This window comes from Bifidobacterium sp. LH_450 (genome assembly GCF_056356715.1).
In genome coordinates, this window is sequence record NZ_JBKEUU010000001.1 from 399,475 (window position 1) to 418,960 (window position 19,486).

Annotated in this window: 17 protein-coding genes; 6 read left to right on the top strand and 11 right to left on the bottom strand. The window is 66.6% G+C overall.

The window, feature by feature from the left end:
- Positions 1-37 precede the first annotated feature (37 nt).
- The 6 genes from AC1AXT_RS01760 to miaB form a co-directional block, all read right to left on the bottom strand.
- Positions 38-562: a helix-turn-helix domain-containing protein gene (locus AC1AXT_RS01760; protein ID WP_476540145.1), complete on the bottom strand. Its 525-nt coding sequence runs from the start codon at positions 560-562 to the stop codon at positions 38-40.
- Positions 563-625: 63 nt separating this feature from the next.
- Positions 626-1,159, bottom strand: coding sequence for a CinA family protein (locus AC1AXT_RS01765; protein ID WP_476540515.1), 534 nt, complete (start codon positions 1,157-1,159; stop codon positions 626-628).
- A 36-nt stretch (positions 1,160-1,195) separates the two neighbouring features.
- Entirely contained in the window at positions 1,196-1,864 is a 669-nt protein-coding gene (gene pgsA / locus AC1AXT_RS01770; protein WP_476540147.1) for a CDP-diacylglycerol--glycerol-3-phosphate 3-phosphatidyltransferase, read from the bottom strand.
- A gap of 81 nt (positions 1,865-1,945) precedes the next feature.
- Positions 1,946-4,819 carry an FtsK/SpoIIIE family DNA translocase gene (locus tag AC1AXT_RS01775; RefSeq protein WP_476540150.1) on the bottom strand — a complete coding sequence of 958 codons (2,874 nt, stop codon included), beginning with the start codon at positions 4,817-4,819 and terminating at the stop codon, positions 1,946-1,948.
- Between the two features lie 68 nt (positions 4,820-4,887).
- Positions 4,888-5,883 carry a tRNA (adenosine(37)-N6)-dimethylallyltransferase MiaA gene (gene miaA, locus AC1AXT_RS01780; protein ID WP_476540154.1) on the bottom strand — a complete coding sequence of 332 codons (996 nt, stop codon included), beginning with the start codon at positions 5,881-5,883 and terminating at the stop codon, positions 4,888-4,890.
- 41 nt (positions 5,884-5,924) lie between these two features.
- Positions 5,925-7,373, bottom strand: coding sequence for a tRNA (N6-isopentenyl adenosine(37)-C2)-methylthiotransferase MiaB (gene miaB / locus AC1AXT_RS01785; RefSeq protein WP_476540157.1), 1,449 nt, complete (start codon positions 7,371-7,373; stop codon positions 5,925-5,927).
- 66 nt (positions 7,374-7,439) lie between these two features.
- On the opposite strand from miaB, the gene AC1AXT_RS01790 reads away from it, so the two are divergent.
- Positions 7,440-8,213: a GTP pyrophosphokinase gene (locus tag AC1AXT_RS01790; protein WP_476540159.1), complete on the top strand. Its 774-nt coding sequence runs from the start codon at positions 7,440-7,442 to the stop codon at positions 8,211-8,213.
- Between the two features lie 145 nt (positions 8,214-8,358).
- On the opposite strand, the gene AC1AXT_RS01795 is transcribed toward AC1AXT_RS01790, so the two are convergent.
- From AC1AXT_RS01795 to AC1AXT_RS01805, 3 genes are all read right to left on the bottom strand, one after another.
- A complete protein-coding gene (locus tag AC1AXT_RS01795; RefSeq protein ID WP_476540161.1) occupies positions 8,359-9,189 on the bottom strand; it encodes a Bax inhibitor-1/YccA family protein in 831 nt (276 codons plus the stop codon).
- Between the two features lie 96 nt (positions 9,190-9,285).
- Positions 9,286-9,954 carry a response regulator transcription factor gene (locus tag AC1AXT_RS01800; RefSeq protein ID WP_476540164.1) on the bottom strand — a complete coding sequence of 223 codons (669 nt, stop codon included), beginning with the start codon at positions 9,952-9,954 and terminating at the stop codon, positions 9,286-9,288.
- Positions 9,955-10,009: 55 nt separating this feature from the next.
- Positions 10,010-11,191: a sensor histidine kinase gene (locus AC1AXT_RS01805; RefSeq protein ID WP_476540167.1), complete on the bottom strand. Its 1,182-nt coding sequence runs from the start codon at positions 11,189-11,191 to the stop codon at positions 10,010-10,012.
- Positions 11,192-11,319: 128 nt separating this feature from the next.
- Here AC1AXT_RS01805 and AC1AXT_RS01810 point away from each other — a divergent pair, with 128 nt between their 5' ends.
- The 3 genes from AC1AXT_RS01810 to AC1AXT_RS01820 are packed head-to-tail and all read left to right on the top strand — an operon-like array spanning position 11,320 to position 14,971.
- Positions 11,320-12,315 carry an ABC transporter ATP-binding protein gene (locus tag AC1AXT_RS01810; protein ID WP_476540170.1) on the top strand — a complete coding sequence of 332 codons (996 nt, stop codon included), beginning with the start codon at positions 11,320-11,322 and terminating at the stop codon, positions 12,313-12,315.
- 12 nt (positions 12,316-12,327) lie between these two features.
- Complete coding sequence (locus AC1AXT_RS01815; protein ID WP_476540172.1) at positions 12,328-13,602, top strand: ABC transporter permease; 1,275 nt, start codon at positions 12,328-12,330, stop codon at positions 13,600-13,602.
- Positions 13,589-14,971: an ABC transporter permease gene (locus tag AC1AXT_RS01820; protein WP_476540174.1), complete on the top strand. Its 1,383-nt coding sequence runs from the start codon at positions 13,589-13,591 to the stop codon at positions 14,969-14,971. The genes AC1AXT_RS01815 and AC1AXT_RS01820 overlap by 14 nt, the downstream gene beginning before the upstream one ends.
- A gap of 94 nt (positions 14,972-15,065) precedes the next feature.
- Here the strand turns inward: AC1AXT_RS01820 and AC1AXT_RS01825 are convergent, their stop codons facing one another.
- Complete coding sequence (locus AC1AXT_RS01825; protein WP_476540177.1) at positions 15,066-16,091, bottom strand: NAD(P)H-dependent amine dehydrogenase family protein; 1,026 nt, start codon at positions 16,089-16,091, stop codon at positions 15,066-15,068.
- Positions 16,092-16,303: 212 nt separating this feature from the next.
- Positions 16,304-17,104: a DUF5067 domain-containing protein gene (locus AC1AXT_RS01830; protein WP_476540179.1), complete on the bottom strand. Its 801-nt coding sequence runs from the start codon at positions 17,102-17,104 to the stop codon at positions 16,304-16,306.
- Positions 17,105-17,300: 196 nt separating this feature from the next.
- Here AC1AXT_RS01830 and AC1AXT_RS01835 point away from each other — a divergent pair, with 196 nt between their 5' ends.
- Both AC1AXT_RS01835 and AC1AXT_RS01840 read left to right on the top strand, forming a co-directional pair.
- Positions 17,301-18,686 (top strand): sensor histidine kinase, encoded by a 1,386-nt coding sequence (locus AC1AXT_RS01835; RefSeq protein WP_476540181.1) that lies wholly within the window; start codon positions 17,301-17,303, stop codon positions 18,684-18,686.
- Between the two features lie 99 nt (positions 18,687-18,785).
- Positions 18,786-19,457: a response regulator transcription factor gene (locus tag AC1AXT_RS01840; protein WP_476540183.1), complete on the top strand. Its 672-nt coding sequence runs from the start codon at positions 18,786-18,788 to the stop codon at positions 19,455-19,457.
- Positions 19,458-19,486 lie beyond the last annotated feature (29 nt).

Consider the following 19,486-nt stretch of genomic DNA (forward strand, 5'->3'; position numbering starts at 1 on the left):
ACCGGAGTCGTTATGCTGTTATGCGCTCCTGAAAGACTCAGACTTCCATCGAGTCGAGGTAGTCGGCCACGAGGCGCAGCATCTGGGACGTCGTCAGCCCCAGCGCCTCGGAGATGGAGGCGAGCAGCTCGGAGCTCGCTTCCTTCTGGCCACGCTCGACCTCGGACAGGTAGCCGAGGGAGACGCCGGCCTTTTCGCTGACCTCGCGCAGCGTCTTGTGGTCGCGGGTGCGCAGTTCGCGCAGCACATGGCCGATCGCTTCGCGCAGCGACGCCTCATGCACTTCGCCAAGCGCCTCGCGCTTGCGGATGATGGAACGAGGACGGACGCTTTCGCTGTCCTCTTCCTGCCACAGGCGCGCCAGCGCCGCCTGGCGCTCGTCCTTGGCCTTCTTGGCGGCACGTGCGCGAAGCACCTGCTGCTGGGCGAACATCACGGCCCTGCGCTGCGCCGGAGTCAGTTCCCGCATGCGGGCGCCGGCAGAGCGCACTGAAGTCGTTTCGGTCCCAACCTTCTTGACCTCGGTAGTTGTTTCAATATTGGCAAGAGCAATGGATGCCATTTTCGCCACCCCTTTCATAATCGACGAAAATCCAATAACTGCTTACATTCTTAACTACAGTTTTCAAATCTTTAAGGAACCTGAAAACCTTCTTGCGTTTCTCAGAACATCGCGGACCGTCGTCGCCCGGATCATCTCCCGCGAGCCTTGCAATTCCAGCCTGATGGAGAAATTCAGCCGGGGGGCTAGGCCGCGGAAAATAGTCGGAAACGACACGCCCGAATAGACCAATCCCGCCGGTTTGTCGCCGTCTGGACCGGGCCCTGCGACACCGGTGGTGCTCAATCCGATGATTCTTCCATTATATTCCGTCTGGTCAAACAACGCGGCGGCGCCCGTCGCCATCTGCTCGGCGACCTGCGGGTCCACGGCGCCCCGGGCTGCCAGCAGGGCGCGGTCGACGCCCAGCACCGATGCCTTGGCGGCGATGTCGTAGGTGACGGCCGAGCCGAGGAACGTTTTCGACGCCCCGGGAATGCGCACGAACGCGTCGGCCAGCAGGCCGCCGGTGAGCGATTCGGCGCAGGCGATCTTCACGTCGCGCTCAGCGCACCATGCCAGCAACGAGGCGGCGAGCCCGTCGCACTCATCCTGCATGTCGCGCAGCAGCCGCCTCTCGTCCATCGCGCGCCCCTAGCGGCCCTGCTGGCCGTCGCCGGCCGGCGCCTTGCGGTGACCGAAGGTGTTGACGAGGTATTCCCAGCCGGAATACAGGCACAGGATCAGCGAGAAGTAGATCAGGGCGTAGGTGATGACGAAATAGACGCTGAGCCACACCGCGTTGCCGCTCGGGTCGATCGTCCATACCGGAAGCATCAGCATGCCCAGGCCGATGCACTGGGTCAGCGTCTTGTACTTGCCGGCCTGCGATGCGGCGATGACCTTGCCGCCGGGATGCTCGAGCACGAAGAAGCGCATGACGGTGATGCCGATTTCGCGGATCAGGAACAGGCCCGTGACCACCCAGCCGAGCACGACATGGCCGAACTCGTTGAAGCATGCGGCGACGACGAGCGTGCCCAGCGTCAGCAGCTTGTCGGCGATCGGGTCCATCAGCTTGCCCAGTTCGGTGACCTGGTTGTATTTGCGGGCCATCCAGCCGTCGATCTTATCGGTCGAGGCGGCGATGATGAAGATGATGGCGGCCGCCCAGCGCATGCCGACGTTGTTGCGGCCCCAGGGGCCGGCGCCGATATACAGGCACAGGAACACCACTACCAGGATGATGCGGGAGAAGGTCACCAGATTCGGCGGAGCGTTCCATCCATCCCACAGGCTCGAGCGTTTCTTTTCTTCAGTCATTGGCTTCACGGTCTCCGTCGTTCGTCCTGACAACACTTCCTTGCGCAGCGGCGCCCATGCGTCGCAGGCTGCAACAGTAGCTTAATCCGCCATATTGACGGTTTCCGCCGCATTCGACGCGTCCGCTCCCGGGGCGTTCGCGTCCAGCGACGGCGCGTCCCCCTTGATGAACGCGAGCACGGCCGGCAGGTCCTGCGGCTGCACGAGCACTTCGCGCGCCTTCGAGCCTTCCGAGGGGCCGACGACGCCGCGCGACTCCAGCAGGTCCATCAGGCGGCCGGCCTTGGCGAACCCCACGCGCAGCTTGCGTTGCAGCATCGACGTCGAACCGAACTGGCTCGACACGACGAGTTCGGCAGCCTGGAGCAGTACATCCATGTCGCCGCCGATGTCCTCGGCCGGGTCGATGGCGTGCTTGTCCTCTTCGGCGGCCATCTGCTCGATGTCCTCGCGGTAATGCGGCTTGCGCTGCGTGCGCACGAAATCGACGGCGTCGCGGATTTCCGATTCATTGACCCACGCCCCCTGCACGCGCAGCGGCTTGGCCGAGCCCATCGGCAGGAACAGGGCGTCGCCCTGGCCGATCAGCGTTTCGGCGCCGGTCGTGTCGAGGATGACGCGCGAGTCGGTGGCCGAGGAGGTCGCGAAGGCGAGACGCGAGGGGATGTTCGCCTTGATCAGGCCCGTGACGACGTCGACGGAAGGCCGCTGCGTGGCGAGCACTAGGTGCACGCCGGCGGCGCGGGCCAGCTGCGTGATGCGCTGGATCGAGCTTTCCACGTCGTTCTTGGCGACCATCATCAGGTCGGCCATTTCGTCGACGACGACGAGCAGATAGGGGTACGGCGCCACCTTGCGGTTCGAGCCGGCGGGGGCGTGGACCTTGCCGGCGCGCACGGCTTCGTTGAAGTCCTTGACATGGCGGAAGCCGAAGAACTCGAGGTCCGAGTAGCGCGCGTCCATTTCCTTGACGACCCATTCGAGCGCCTGGGCGGCCTTCTTCGGATCGGTGATGATCGGCGTCAGCAGGTGCGGGATGCCGGCGTATGCGGACAGCTCGACGCGCTTGGGGTCGACCATGATCATGCGCACCTGGTCGGGCGTGGCGCGCATGATGATCGACGTGAGCATCGAGTTGATGAAGCTCGACTTGCCCGAACCGGTCGCGCCGGCCACCAGCAGATGCGGCATCTTCGTCAGGTCGGCGGTCACGAAATGCCCTTCGACGTCCTTGCCGACGCCGGTAAGCATCGGGTTGGGGTCGCCCATCGCCTCCTGGGAACGCAGCACGTCGCCCAGATGGACGATCTCGCGGTCGACGTTCGGAATCTCGATGCCGATGGCCGACTTGCCCGGAATCGGCGAGAGGATGCGTACGTCGGAGCTGGCCACCGCATAGGCGATGTTCTTCTGCAGGTTCGTGACCTTCTCCACCTTCACGCCCGGACCCAGCTCCACTTCGTACTGCGTGACGGAAGGCCCGCGCAGGAAGCCGACGACCTTCGCGTCGACGTTGAACTGGCTGAACGTGTTTGTCAGCGCCGCGATGACATGGTCGTTTGCGGGCGTGCGCATCGCATGGGGCTTGCCCTTGGCCAGCAGGTTCAGGTCCGGCAGCTGGTAGGGGGCGTCCGTCCCCTCGTCCGCGCTGCCGGCTTCGGGCGCCGTTGTTCCGGCCGCCGGCACCCCAGCGCTCTGCGAGGTCGGGGCGGAGCCGTTTGCCGCCGGCGCCGCAGACGCAGACGCGGCAGAGGCAACCGTCCGCGCGGCATCGCCCTTCGCCGCGCCCGCGGCCGCCCCCTGCGGCGTGGAGGGGGCGCCTGCGAGCCGCGCCGGTTCGCGCCCGGGCAGCGGCACGGAGCCGGATTCAACGATTTCGCCGGTCACCGGATTGACCAGCATCGACGAGTCTTGCCCGAGATTGGCCCAGGGGTCGTTCGGCATCGCCGTCGTGTGCCCGTCGCGTCCAGGCTGGCCCAGGTACGCGGTCGTTTCGGCCCCGAGGCTGCTGGCGCGCCGGGGCGCCGTCTGCAGCGTCGTCTCGGCCGCCTGGCCGTGACGGGTGGCCGCGTTGAGGAACGCCTCGTCGCCGGCATAGCGCTCCAGCCGCGAACCGTCGCCGTCCGCGGGCTTGCGGTGGAAGAACGCGCCGATGCGCGCGAACAGCGACGGCCGCTTGCCGTCGTCCCCGTCGCTGTCGGTGCCGTCATGCGACGGAACGCCCTGCGCGAAGGAAAGCGTCGAGTCGCCGACCTTCACTTCGTTGGGGAACTCCTCGTCCTCCTGGCTCTCGGGCTCCCCCTTGCGCAGCCGGCCGATCTTGTCGGGAATCTCGGTGACATGCGTGCGCGTCAGCAGCAATATGGAGAACAGCGCGGCGATGACGAAGACGATGATGGCAAACGTCTGGGAGAGGCCCCACGCCAGCGGGGAGCCGATGATGAAGCCGAGCAGGCCGCCGGCGGCCTTGATGTTGTCCCAGCTGAACGCCTTCGTGTCGGCGGCCATGACGACGTCGATGATCGAGCACACCGACCACAGCAGCATCGTCCAGCCGATGATGACGCGCGGATTGTCGGACGAACGGCCCGAATTGCGGATGAGCCGCAGCGCGACGATAACCAGGAACACCGGCAGCACGACGCTCATGACGCCCAGCAGGGCCGACGCGAAGGAGTGCAGCGCCACGCCGAGCGGCCCCGACACGCGGAACCATTCCGACCCGATGAAGAACACGGCCAGGATCAGCAGCACGAAGCACAGCCCGTCACGACGGTAGGCCGGGTCGTATTCGCCTACGCTCAGGCGGCGCACGGCCGATCCGAAGGCGCGCGGGACCGCCAGCAGGATGCGCTTGCCGAGCGACTCGGGCTCCTGCTCGTCGTGTGCGCTCGCCTTGGCGCCGGACCGGGCGCTGCGCGTGGGCTTGGGGTCGGAAGAAGAAGTTCGTGCCATAACGCAACCGATTCTACTTCACCGCTTGCACCGGCAACACCCCCCGCTCCCGGCGCGGCGGCCGCCGTTCAGGACAGCTCGCCGAGATGATGCTGGACGTACTCGTCGGCCTGCGCGTCGATGGCGTCGTAGTCGCCGGCATCGGCGTGCGCGATGACGGCCATCGCGTTGCCGACAAGCGCGGGGTTGAGCGCATTGAGCCAGTGGATGCGCGGATCGCGGCCGAACCAGCCCATCTGCTTGCGCGCCAGGCGCCGCGTCTTCTGCGCGACCTGCGCCTGCGCCTCTTCCAGCGTGAGCATGCCGTCCAGGTAGTCGATGACCTGCTGGTAGCCGAGCGCCCGCGCCGCCGTGGGCCCCAGCGAGGCGCGCACGCGCTCCACTTCCTCGACGAACCCGCTGGCGAACATCGCGGCGGTGCGTTCGCCGATGCGTCGGTCCAGCTCTTCGCGCGGCGCGTCCAGGCCGATCTGCACCGACGGGATGACGTAGCGGTACCGCGGCAGCGTCGACGAATACGGCTGGCCGGTCACTTCGATGACCTCGAGCGCGCGGATCGTGCGCCGCGGGTTGCGTGGATCCATATGGGCGGCCGCCTGCGGGTCCTTGGCGGCCAGTTCGGCGAACAGCGCGCCGGCGCCTTCGGTGCGTTCGCGTTCTTCAAGCCGGGCACGCACGTCCGGATCGGTGCCGGGAAACGAGATGTCGTCGATGGCGGCGCGGGCATACAGCCCCGAGCCGCCGACCAGCACCGGACGGATGCCGTCGGCCTGCAACGCGGCGATTTCCTCGCGCACGATGCGCTGGAACCGCGCGACGGTCATCGTGTCGCCCGGCTCGATGATGTCGAGCAGGTGGTGCGGCACCGCGGCGCGTTCCTCGGCGCTCGCCTTGGCGGTGCCGATATCCATGCCGCGGTACATCTGGTAGGCGTCGGCGTTGACGATTTCGGCGCGCTCGCCCCGGCGCCCCAGTTCGCGGCAGATGGCGATGCCGAGCCCCGTCTTGCCCGAAGCGGTCGGCCCGACGATTGAGACGACCCGTTGCGATTGCTGCTGTTCCATGGAATCATGCGCCTTTCCGCCGCGTGGATGGCATCGCCGGCTCAGTGGCGGATGGCATAGGCATGCCCTGCCGCCAGGTCCGGATCGGCAATGAGATTGTGCCGCCCGGCGTGCGTTACCGTCGCCGTCACGAAATCGCCGATCCGCGGCGCTTCGCAGCCTTCGGGCACGCCGACATGCACGAGCTGGCCGGTGCGTTCGCGTCCGGTATAGCGGTGCGTATCGGCATCCTTCTTGCCGGTGGAACCGGTGATGAGCACCTCGACGTCGCGTCCCTCAAACTTCGCGAGCTCTTCGGCCGTGATCTGCTCCTGCAGCGCGACGAGCCGCTCGAGCCGGTCCTGCGCGACGTCGTGGGGAATCTGCTCCATCGCCGCCGCCGGGGTGCCCGGGCGCGGCGAATAGATGAACGTAAACGCCGACGAAAAGCGCGCGCGGCGCACGATGTCCAGCGTCTGCTGGAAATCCTCCTCCGTCTCGCCGGGGAAGCCGACGATGATGTCGGTCGAAATCTGGGCGTCGGGCATCGCCGCGCGGATCCGCTCGAGGATGCCCATGAACTTTTCGGTGCGGTAGGAGCGGCGCATCGCGCGCAGGATGCGGTCCGAACCGGACTGCAGCGGGAAATGCAGCTGGTGCATGACGTTCGGCGTTTCGGCCATCGCGGCGATGACGTCGTCGGTGAACGCTGCCGGATGCGGCGACGTGAAGCGCACGCGCTCGAGCCCCTCGATCGTGCCGCAGGCGCGCAGCAGCTTCGAGAACGCATAGCGGTCGCCGATGCCGAAGCCGAACGAATTGACGTTCTGCCCCAGCAGCGTCACCTCCTTGGCGCCCCCGTCGACGCAGGCGCGGATTTCGGCGAGGATATCGCCCGGGCGCCGGTCCTTTTCGCGCCCTCGCGTCGTCGGCACGATGCAGAACGTGCAGGTGTTGTTGCAGCCCACCGAAATGGCCACCCAGCCCGACACCTTCGAAGCGCGGTCGGCCGGCAGGTCGCTGGGAAACACCTCGAGGTCGTCCTTGATTTCCGTCTGCGGCTCGCCGGTGGCCTTCGCCTGGTCGAGCAGGCGCGGCAGGGCGGCGATGTTCTTCGTGCCGAAGACGGCGTCGACCCACGGCGCCCTCTTCGCGATGCGTTCGCGGTCCAGCTGCGCCATGCAGCCGCCGATGGCGATCTGCAGGTTCGGCCGCTCGCGCTTCCTGCGCGCCCACAGGCCGATCGTGCCGTACATGCGTTCGGCGGCGTTCTCGCGCACCGCGCAGGTGTTCATGACGATGAGGTCGATGTCGCCGTCGAGGAACTGGCTTTCCGTCGCCTCGACCCAGCCGGCCTGCTCGAGGACGCCGGCAATGCGCTCGGAATCGTGCACGTTCATCTGGCATCCCAGCGTATGCACGTAGAACAGGCCACGGCCGCGCTCCCCCGCGCCGGCAGGTTCGGTTGCGGCGAGCGTGCGCTCGCTTTCGGTCATCATCGCTTCATCCATAAGGGACCATGCTACAAACACCTCCCCACTGGTCTTCCGGCTTGCTTTTTGGGACGTTTCCGTACAATGGGGAACGTGATATTAGATCGACAAAGCCGCATCAACAGCGCCGAGCTGCGTGCGCGACTCAACGAGGTCGTGAACCGGTTTGCGCCCGACGCCAGCGAAACGCCCGGGGACGAGGTCGCCGAGTTCGTCAACCAGATGCAAGTGTACGAGGGGGCGATGTACGAGCTGAGCACGAAGCTCGAGATCCTCGACTCCGAATTCCAGGTGCGCTTCTCCCACGATCCTATCCACCATCTGGAACGCCGTCTCAAATCCGTCGACTCGATTCTCGAGAAGCTGCAGCGCAAGGGGCTGCCCGTGTCGATCGCCTCCATCCGCGACAACCTGTTCGACGTCGCCGGCATCCGCGTTATCTGCAACTACCGAGACGACGTCTATTCGGTGTCGAACTACCTGTCGGCGCAAAGCGACATCCAGGTGCTGCGCGTCAAGGACTACATCAAGAACCCCAAGCAGAACGGATACCGTTCGCTGCATGTCATCTACGCGGTGCCGGTGTTCCTGTCGAGCGGCGCGCACTATACGCCGGTCGAAGTGCAGTTCCGCACGATCGCGATGGACTACTGGGCGTCCCTCGAGCATGCGCTGCGCTACAAGACCGACCTCGAAGACGACAAGTACGCCGAGCATGCCCAGACGCTGCTCGACTGCGCCCGCAGCCTGCAGAACGTCGAGACGCAGATGCAGTCGATCCACCGCGACATCAACGGCGCCCCGCAGGTCGGAGAGGCGCCACACGAGCACGCCCCGGCCGATCTGGCGCTGCGCTAGCCGGCCAGTCCATGCCGGCATGGGCGCAATGCCATGCCGGCATGGTAATCGCGTAAAGAAGCAAGGAAAGGGCCCCTCTTGCGAGGTGCCCTTTCCTGATTGCCTGCATGCCTGCGCCGGCGGATGGGGACGCAGGGTTCCTGCGCTAGTCGCGGCTGTTGCCGAACAGCTGCAGGATGTACAGGAAGATGTTGATGAAGTCGAGGTAGAGGTTCAGCGCGCACAGGATCGAGATGCGCTCGATCATCTGCGGGCCCTGGTTGGCGTACGAGGCGAACGCGCGCTTCGTAAACTGCGCGTCGTAGACGGTCAGGCCGGAGAAGAGGATCAGGCCGATGGCGGCGATCCACATCAGCGCGGTCTGCGTGGGGAAGAAGATGTAGATGACCAGCTCCGCGACGATGAGCACGATCAGGCCGATCATGAGGATCGGACCCGCCTTGAGCATGTTGCCCTTCGTCGTCAGGCCGAACATCGTCAGCGCGAGGAAATAGACAGCGCAGATGCCGAACGCGATGCCGATCGTGCTGATATCGTAGGCGGCGAAGATGATGCTCATCGAGAAGCCGTTCAGCGCCGCATAGATGTAGAACAGCGCCCGCGCGGTGCTGGTTTGCATCTTCATGATGCGCGCCGCCAGAACGAACACGAGGACCACCTCGACGATGGCCGGCAGCCATACGCCGATGACGCCGGTCGCCGCGATGAGCTTCAGGTACAGGCCGGTCATCTGCGTGAGGATGGCGACGACGGCGGTGACGAGCAGGCCGATGGTCATTTCGCCATAGGCCTTCGTGACGCTGACGTGTTCAGCCCGTTCGTACGAATAGGACGCGTTCGTGTTGACGGTAGCCGCGCCGTTGGAGTACTGCGGGTTGTACGGGGCGCCATACCCCTGCTGCTGGTAGTTGTAGCCGTTGTTGTAGCCATTGCCCGGGTACTGGCCGTTGCCCCCCGGCTGCTGTCCGTATGACATGATCGTGCATTCCTTCTTGGTTGTAAGACGCCACCCATTCTAGGCGCCGTGCGGGCCCTTCATCGGTTTATCTTGGGAGATGAAACTGAAAAAGCGCTAGGAACCTTCCCGGGCGTTCCATTCGAGCGCCAGCTGCGTGCGCGAGCGCAGGTTCGTCTTCGCCAGGATCGCGCTGACCTTGTTGCGCACGCTCCCCTCGCTTAAGCCCAGCGCGGCGGCGATGGCGCGGTTCTCGTAGCCGTCGGCCACCAGCGCGGCCACGTCGCGCTCGCGCGGCGTCAACGAGGCGAAGCGCGAGCCTTCACGGAACGCCGGGGCGCCCTGCTCCACGCCGGCGCCGCCCTGGACCTGCCGGGCGGGGCCGCCCCCGACCATCGCGTCCATCGCCTGCGCCCCCAGCACCACCTGCCCCGCCATCACGGCCTGGACGGCGGGGACGACCGAGGCGACGTCCTGCTTGATCAGGTACCCCTTCGTGCCGATGCGCACAGCCTGCCCGATGTAGCCGGGGTCGCAGAACGTCGTGAGCACGAGGATGCGGGCGCCGGCGTCCTCGTTGAGGATGCGCCGCGAGGCTTCCAGCCCGTCCATGCCCGGCATCTGCACGTCGATGAGCAGGACGTCGGGACGCTCCTGGCGGTAGCGCTCGACGGCTTCGACGCCGCTGGCGGCCTTCCACGGCACTTCGGCGGTGCCGGTGGCCGTCAGGATCGTTTCCAGCGACGAGGCGACGATCGGGTCGTCGTCGGCGATGGCGACTTTCATGGTTCCCCTCCTTGGCTTGTCGCGCCGCCCCAGCGGCTTGGCGGCATTCCGACTTTTACCCTACCCCCGATTCCTCGGGGCGTTCCGGCTTGGGTATGGCGGCGAATACGCGCCAGCCGTCCCCGGTGGGCCCGCAGGATGCGGCGCCGCCCAGCTGCCGGGCGCGCTGCTCGATGCCGAGCAGCCCGATGCCGTCATGGGAACCGGGCTTCGGCGCCGCACGGCGGCATTGCGTGCCGTTGTCGCACACGGCCAGCTGCCAGATCGACGGCAGCTCGCGCAGGGTCACCGTCACGTCGGTGGCGTCGCTATGGCGCCCGACGTTCGTCAGCGCCTCGCGGATCGCCGTGGCCAGGAAGTGGGCGACCGGCGCCGGTACCGAGGCGATGCGGTTGTCCAGATGGACCCGCGCCGCCCCCGCGGGCAGCGAGGCCGCCTGCTCGATCTGCGCACGGAAATCGGTGCCGCGTTCGTTGAGGTCGTGGACCGAGGCGCGCACCATCGTCATCGCTTCGTCCAGCGTCGCCTTGATCTGCTCGAGTTGCGCGGCGCTCGCGTCTTCATGGGCGGCGCAGGCGACGACGTGCGCGGCCTGCGCCTGCATGATCGCGCGGGTCAGCAGGTGGCCGACGTTGTCGTGGATTTCGCGGGCGATGCGGGTGCGTTCGGCCAGCTGCGCGTTGCGGGCCTGCTGGGCTTCGCGCTCCTCCATCGTGGCGATGCGTTCATTGAGATTGCGCATGCCGTTGCGCCGGTCGTCCCCCGCGCCTTCCAGCGCAGCCGCCATTCGGCGCATCGCGCCGAATCCGTAGGCGGCCAGCGCCGCAGCGAACGCGACGGCGCCCACCGCCAGCAACGCCCAGCGCCGCTGCGGAAGAATCTCGGTTCCCATGAAGGCTGCCGGCGCGCCCATCAGCGCGGCATATGGCCACGCCACCCAGCCCGGACAGCGTACGGCGGCCAGCGTCAGCGCGCCGATGAACGCCAGCGGCATCGCGAACGGCACGGCATCCCGCAGCGGTTCCAGCGCCGTCGCCGCGCACAGCGCCAGCGTCGCCGGCGCGATGGCGCAGGCGGCCGAGGGAAGGACGGACAGGCATGCCAGCGTCAGCACCGCAAGCGTCACGGCCACCAGGAACGGCGCCGGCGCGCCGAAAAAGGCGGACAGGGCCGCGGCGGCGCACAGCAATGCCGCCGGCGGCGCCAGCGACAGGGCCAGTGTTTCACGCTCATGCATGCGCTCCACGGTAGCCGCAAGCGCGGTGCGCCGCAAACCGGCCGTCCGCAGGCGCCCGGACCAGTGACAAATGTCACCGGTGATGGACGATACCGTTTTTCCCGGCCGCGCCATGCCAGACTGGAGCCATGAGAGAGCACACAGAAGCCCATGGCCCCGCGTCCGCCGTGCATGTTGGCAGGCTGGTCAAGCGCTACGGCGACGCCCTGGCCCTGGATTACCTTGACATCGACATCAAGCCCGGCGAAATCTTCGGGCTGCTCGGCCCCAACGGCAGCGGCAAGACGACGGCGATCAACTGCATCCTCGGGCTGCTGACCTATTCGAGCGGCAACATCCGCGTATTCGGGCAGGAACTCAAGCCGTCCTCCTACGAACTCAAGCGGCGCATCGGCGTCGTGCCGCAGGAAGTGGCCGTGTTCAACGAACTGAGCGTGCAGGAGAACATCACGTACTTCTGCTCGCTGTACGTGGACGGCAAGACCGAACGCAGGCGGCTGGTCGCCGAAGCGATCGAGTTCGCAGGCCTGGGCGACTATGCCAAATACCGGCCCAAGGCGCTGTCCGGAGGCCTCAAGCGGCGCCTGAACATCGCCTGCGGCATCGCACACCAGCCGGACCTGGTGTTCTTCGACGAGCCGACCGTCGCCGTCGACCCGCAGAGCCGCAACGCGATACTCGACGGCATCAGGCAGCTCAACGAAGCCGGTTCGACGATCGTGTATACGAGCCACTATATGGAGGAAGTCGAGCAGATCTGCGGACGCATCGAAATCATCGACCACGGCCACAAGATCGCGCTGGGCACCGCCGACGAGCTCAAGCGCATGGTGGCCGGCGGCGAGCTGATTGCCATCGAAACGCTCGACCTGGCGCTCGGCGCAGACGGGGCCGCCGGGCGCCGCGAAGCCATCCTAGGCGAGCTGCGCGCGCTGCCGAACGTCGCCGACGCCTCGTTCGAAGGACAGGAGCTGGACGTCCAGTGCCGGCAGGGCGAGCATAATCTCGTGGACGTGCTGCAGAAGCTCGGCGGACTCGGCGTGCCGTTCGGCCACGTCACCAGCCGCCAGCCCACGCTCAACGACGTCTTCCTCGAGCTCACCGGCACGCAGCTGCGCGACTGAAGGGGGTGCGTGATGCTTTCCACGTTCCTTGCGTCGCTGAAGATGCAGCTGCGCAACTTCTCCGGAATCTTCTGGGTGCTCGTGTTCCCGATCATCCTCTCGACGCTGTTCAACGCGATGTTCGGCAACCTGTCGGAAGCCTACACGATGCAGCGGCTGGAGGTCGTCGTGGCCACCGACGCCGGCTGGAGCGGCCATCCGTCCGCGGGGCGCTTCATCGCGGCGCTCTCCGACAACGCCGACGAAGCGTGGGCGAAGGACCTCGGGCAGTCTTCGCCAACGGATTCGGCCTCGCAGTCGCCGGCCGCCGGCATGCTGCACGTCACGGCCGCCGATTCGGCCAGCGAAGCCCGGCAGCTGCTGGTGGACGACGGCTCCTACGACGCGATGGTGACAGTCGGCGAGGACGGGCTGCTGAGCATGGCGATCAGCCAGCATACACTCAACGCCATCAACGACTACAACAACTCGATCGGCATCACCGTCTCCATCAGCGTGCTCGACGCGGTCCTTGGCCTGTACAACAAGCAGGCGCTGACCGGCGAGGAGATCGTCGCGCAATTGCCGGACCTTGCGAAGGCCGCGTACGGGCGGATATCCGCCAGCGACACGTCGTCTCCGGCGTTCACCCGGCAGGTGCAGCTGACGCATTTCCAGCCCGATGAAGCCGCGCGCTACTTCTACGCGCTGCTCGGCATGGCGGCCCTGATGTCGCTTGGCGTGGCCGTCACCGCCGTCATGCGCATCCAGCCGACGATTTCCGACCTTGGCGCCCGCTGCGCCCTCGCGCCGGTGCCGAAGATCCGCCAGGTGTGCGCGACGTTCCTGGCGTCGTGGCTGATCACCTGGTGCTGCATGACGCTGGCGATGCTCTATATCCGCTTCGGCTGCGGCGTTTCGCTGGGAGGCCGCGAACTGGCAGGCGTCGGCGCCTGTGCGGCGGCGACGTTCTTCGCCACGGCGCTGGGCACGCTGATTGGCTGCATCCCCGGCATGCCTCGCCCCCTGAGGGAAAGCATGGCGACGTTCATCGCCTGCCTGCTGTCGCTGTTCTCCGGCCTGTACGGGCAGAGCGCGATGGCGCTGAGCGACTGGATCCAGCAGCACATGCCATGGTTTGCCACGATCAACCCGGCGCAGCAGATCACCAACCTGTTCTACCGGTTGATGTACTTCGATTCCTACGTTCCGTTCCTCAAGACCCTCGGCGTGCTCGCCGCGATGGCGGCTGCCTGCATCATCGGGGCGGCCGCACTGCTAAGGAGGCAGCGCTATGAACACCTGTAAGGCCGCACTCAAGGTCCTGCGCGCCAAGAAGCTCTACATCATCATCTACCTCGTGTGGCTGGGGCTCATGATGTCGTTCCTGTCCTGGAGCTCGTTCACGTCGTCCGACGGCGAGCGGATCGCCGTCTACGAGCCCGAACGCCCGGCCGTCGCCGTCATCGACCGCGACGGCGACGCGGCAGGCCTGTCGACGCAGCTCAAGCGCTACCTGTCGGCCAGCTGCGACCTGGAGGACATCGAGGACGGCGCCATCGCGCTGCAGCAGGCCGTCGCCTCGAACTACGTCGACGCGCTCGTCGTCATCCCTTCCGGATATGCGGACCGCCTGGCCGACGCGCTGGAGCAGGGCATCGCCCAGGCTGCCCAAGGCGGCTCGGGAGATGTCGAGTACCCCAAGGTCGATACGACGGTCAGCTATACGTCGGCGCGCGGCTCCATCGGATCGCTGCAGGCCGACGGGTTCTTCTCGCTGATACGCCAGCATGCGCTCGCCCTGGCGGCCGAGGACGTGGCCGCCGCGTATGGCACGGGCAGCGCCGCGCAAACCGGCTTGTCGCTTAGGCAGCTGGAAACGCTCGCCGTGCAGGCGGCCGATACCGCCCAGCTCGACGGCGCCGTACCCCCGATCGCCGTCGACTACCCTGATGAAGCGTCCGAAACAGCGGAAACGGAGGAGACCGCCAGCGCCGCCACGCGCACGACGTTGGGCTTCGCGCTCAAGGTCAGCGCGTACCCGATTGTCATGACGGCCGCCACCTGCACGGCCGTGCTGCTTGTGGCGTTCTACCGCCCGGAAACGAAGCGGCGTCTGGCGGTGAGCCCAGTGGCCCCCTCGCGCATCGCGTTGCAGCAGTGGACCGTATGCGGGCTGTTCGGCATTGCCGTCGCCGCCGTCATGATACTGCTGATGGTCGCGTTGAGCGCCATCACCGGCCACGACCTTTCGGTACTCGGCGTCGCGCAGATTGCCGGCAGCTTCGGCGCCATGGCGGCGTTCGCGCTGGTCGGCGTCGCCTTCGGCTTCTTCCTGTCGACGTTCAGCATGTCCGACTCGGCGCTCAACGGCATCGTCAACGTCGTGGGCCTGGCGATGGTGATGACCAGCGGCGCGATGTTCTCGGCCGACATGATGTCCGAGGGCGTGAAGGCGCTGGGGCGCGCGCTGGGCGGCTGGTGGTTCTGCGAGGCCATCAACGACGCGCTGGGCATTGCGGACGCCGCATCGGTCGACTGGAGCGGCTGGCTCGGGGCGATGGTCCTGATGGCCATGTACGCGGTGGCGTTCGTCGCGCTGGGCGTAGCCGTCAACGCCATCCGGGAACGCCGCGCGCTCTATGCGGCGCCGCAGGCGACGCCGGACGCTTCCTGACCATGGCCCGGGAATGCGGATAGCAATACAACAGGGAGACGGGACTGCGCATGACACGCGGTCCCGTCTGCTTTTTCCAGCGCCTGCCAGCGGCTTACGCCACGTAGAGGGCGGCCGGATAGGTTTCGTAGTTGATCTGATCGAGCTGGTCGACGGTCACATAGCCTGCCGGGGCGTTGAGCACGTCGGGGATGCGGTTGACGATCGTGCCGCAGGTCAGCTCGACGGTTGCCGGCTTGACAACGTGGAACTCCACGTCGGGCTCTCCGCTGATCGTCCAGTCGCACATGTCCCCGTCATCGGGCCCGTACACCTTGCCGATGCAGGCCGTTTCCAGCGTGATGCCCTGGCTGGTTTCGGTGGTGACGACGGCGGACATGCCGATGCATTTGCCGGCGGGAATCGTTTCGCCCAGCGTCGCCGAATACACGTCCTCGTCGATGAAATACGGCACCGACTTCTGCGTCTGGCTGCGGATGGTCAGCCCCAGCTTCTGCGCCAGCGATTCGTTGGAATTCCATACGTAGCTCGGCACGACCGTTTCCGGATGCGCAAGCTCCGCTTCGAACTGTTCGGCGGTAAGCCCCACGCCATGGGCCTTGGCGAGCGCCAGCCCGTAATCCTCCACGTTATAGCTGACGGCGCCAGTGATCTTCTTCACCTCGGCACAGCCGCCGGCGACCTGCGCCACCATGTTGATCCAGAAGATGTCCTGCATGCCGGAGCCGACCATCGTCGCCCCGTTCTCCTTGGCAAGCCGGTCGAGCCGGTTGGTGACGGCCGGATTCGTCGTCCACGGATAGATCGCCTCTTCGCAGGTCGTGATGACGCTCACGCCGCGCGACAGGCATTTGGCGCACATGTCCTCGACGTCGTCCATGAAGCTGAAAAGCGTGACGACGGCGATATCGGCGTCGCATTCGTCGAGCACCGCGTCGGCGTCGGAGCGAATCGGCACGTTCAGCGTGCCGATGCCCGCGAATTCGCCGACGTCCATGCCGACGACGGCTGGATCGACGTCGATCGCCCCGACGATCTGGATGCCTTGGTCATGCATGTAGCGCACGGTGTACTTGGCCATTTTGCCGCAGCCGTACTGGATTGCCCTGATCGGTTCCATCGCACCTTCTCCTTTGAACCTGCGAATTGACGGTCGGCTGCGGCGCGTTGCCAATCCCCGGGCAATGGACCGCGAGCCTTGCCAAGCAACATTACACGAAAAAGCGGCCGCCGCCTAGCCGCGTTGCGCGGCTGGCCGACGGCCGTGTCATGGCGGCGGGTGGCGTGCCGCCACGGATGGATGCTGGGCTGGGTGCGCGGCAGGCAGCCACGCTACTGCAGATCGAACGTCCGCGTCACCTTCTTGCCGGTGGTGGACAGGAAATCCTCCACTTCGACGGTGACCGGCGAGTCGTCCTTGAGCACGTAGCCGATGGCGACGGTCCCGTTGGCGCCGGGCTGCAGCTCGCTGAGCGCCGCGCCCGCCTCATAGCCTTCCGGAGCGTCGTAGTAGATGGCGGAATCCAGCTGCTGGCCATTCTGGAAGGCCTTGTAGTCGGCCGCCACCATGAACGACGCATTCTCGTCCTTGAGGTTCGTCCATGCATACGTCACGAGGATCGTCGGGTTGCCTTCGTAGTCGTCCGCGCTCCGCACGCCGGATTCGATGGAGACCCTGAGGTTCTTGAGCTCGCCTTCGCCTTCCATGACGGCTTCGGATGCTTCGGACGCTTCGGATTCGCTGGCTGAAGCATCGCCGGACGCCTCCTGCGCACTCGTTGCGGAGGCATCGGAGAACGCCTCGTCGATCGCGTTGCTCCAGGAAGCCTGCAGCGAGAGCGTGATGATGATGGACAGCACCGACAGGACGGTGGCGACGATGGCCAGCGGCTTGCCGGACCTCTTGCCCCGGAAGGTACCGACCAGCGCGACGACGCCAAGCACGACGCCCACGGCGCCGAAGACGGCGGCGGCGTTGTTGATGATCGGGATGAAGCTGAGCAGCAGCCCGAGGCCTCCGAAGACGGTCCCGACGATGGCGCACACGCTGGTACGCCTGGCCGGTTCGGGCGCGGGCTGCATCGGCGCCGGAGCCATCGGGGCGGGCGCCATCGGCATCGTGGTATTGGACATTTCGATCCCCTTCTTTCAGTAGCCGGCATCGCAAGCCGGAAACGGTTTCGTTGCCTTCCAACGTACGGCGCGCCCGAGCGCCGCGAAAGTGTACGGCAGGCCATTTGCGCATGCCCTTCGGTACAGCCGGCGCGCTGCCTGCGGGGTCCTGCGGGACAATGGCGCAGCGGGCGCAGGCGCAATACAGTTAGGGAATATGAGCGATTCGATCCATCCAGCCCCGGCATCGGAGCCGCAGCCGCGTTCGGCGCAGAGCCTGGACGTGCCGGTGCGCACCCGCAACTGGCTGTCCTTCATCATGGTGCCGTGCGCCGTTTGCTGCGCGCTCGTCTACGTGTCGTTCGCGGCAAGCCCCTATGCCGGCGACGAGGCCGGCTGGCAGTTCGCATGGTATGCATTTGCGCTCGTGCTCGCTTTCCCGCTGCCCTTCATGCTGCTCGCGCGTTCAACGCACCCCGAGGCGGTATTCTGGGCGGCGCTGTGCGTCACGATTGTCTTCCCGTATGGCGACCTGCTGATGGCGATGGCGCTGGCGTCGCTGCTTGCCCGGCGCCGGGGCCATGACGTGGCGGCCGTCGGCGCGGCGGCGCTTGCCGGCATCTGGGCACAGCTGCGCGACGCGCTGCAGCCGGCCAACGGCTCGTACTGGCATGAAGTCTTCGCCAGGCCCAACGTGGAACGGATCGGAAGCGACGTGCCGTTGCTGGTCGACGAGCCGGTCATCGTCATCGTCGCCGTCGTCGTGGCGCTGGCGACCACGGCAATCGCCACGGTCAGCGGCCTGTGGATCCGTTCGCGCGCCACGATGGGCGCCGTCGCGCACGAAGCGCTGCAGGCCAACGAACATCTCCAGACGCTGCATGACGACCTGATCAACCAACGGCTGGCCGATGCGATCGCAGCCCAGGCCCATGACGGGCTGGCGCATTCCCTGTCGCTGATCGCCGTCAACGCGAATACGCTGCAAGCCGCGGCCTCGACGCTCGAACAGGCATCCGACGAACGGGTACGCGAGCAGGGCCGGCAGCTGGCCGTCACGGCTGAGCAGATCCGCAGGCAGGCTGCGGGCGCCCTGGACGAAGCCCACGAAGTCATCGACATGCTCAGGCACCCCGAACAGGCATGGGACGGCCTCGATCCCGACGGCAACGAGTCGCTGTCGCGCGAGAGCCTTGGCATGCTGCTGGACGATGTGCGCGCTTCCGGTACCCCCATCGACAGCTGGCTGTCCATCGACCATGCCTCCGACCTCGATCCCGCCGTAGGCGCGGCGGCCTTCCACATCGTCCAGGAAAGCCTGACGAACGCCCGGCGGCATGCGCCCGGCATGCCTGTCAGCCTTGAGATCAACGCGAATCCGGCTGACGGCGTGCTCATCCACGAGAGCAATCCCTGCGCATGGGAAGGGTCCGATCAGCAGGCGCCCGGCCGCCCGCAGCCATCGTCTCCGCACCGCGAAGGGGCGGGACTGGCGTCCATCGCCGCCCGCGCCGAACGCGCCGGCGGCAGCTGCCGCAGCGGCGTGGACAGCCGCGGCATCTTCCACGTCGAAGCGACGATTCCATGGAAGGAACGGGCATAGGCAGCCGTACGGGAAGCCGTGCGCCGCGCCTGCAGCCGCGAGGCCCCATCATGGGAGCGCAACCGCCCCGCTGCGTTCCGCTGCACTATGATGGCAACCATGGAACCCGAACAGGAGGCACCGGTCAGCGTCGCCGTCATCGACGACGACCCGATGATCTGCCAGGCGATGGCCATGATCGTCACAAGCCAGTCCGAAGGCCGCATCGCCGTGGCCTTCACCGCCACCGATGGCGACGAAGCCGTGAAACTGGCCGGCGAACACCAGCCGGACGTCATGCTGATGGACATCGCGATGCCGCGCGTCGACGGCATCGAGGCCACAAGGCGCATTGCGTCGCTGCCCCGGCATCCCCATGTGCTGATGCTCACGTCGGTCAATCCGAAGGACACCATCGAACGAGCCATCGAGGCCGGCGCGGAAGGCTTCATTTCCAAGGCCGACAATGCCCGCGACATCGTCTCGCGCATCCTTGAGGCGGCGCAGGGCACCCCGCAGTTCAACGCCGCAAGCCAGAAGCAGCTCGCCGGCGCGCTGCGGCGCCACCAGAATTTCACCCGCGTCGAGGAAGCGCGCCGGCAGCTCGACCGCCTGCCCCAGCGCGTGCGCGAAACGGTGCTGCTGGCAGCCGAAGGCGCCTCCAATAGCGAAATCGCCGGCACGATGTACATTTCCGAACGCACCGTCAAGGCGCATCTGTCCGAAGCGATGGCGACGCTGGGCATGAACCGCGTGCAGCTCGCGCGCCTCGTGGAGCGCGCCGAGCTCTGATCTGGACCAGATTCTAGAGGTCCGTACCC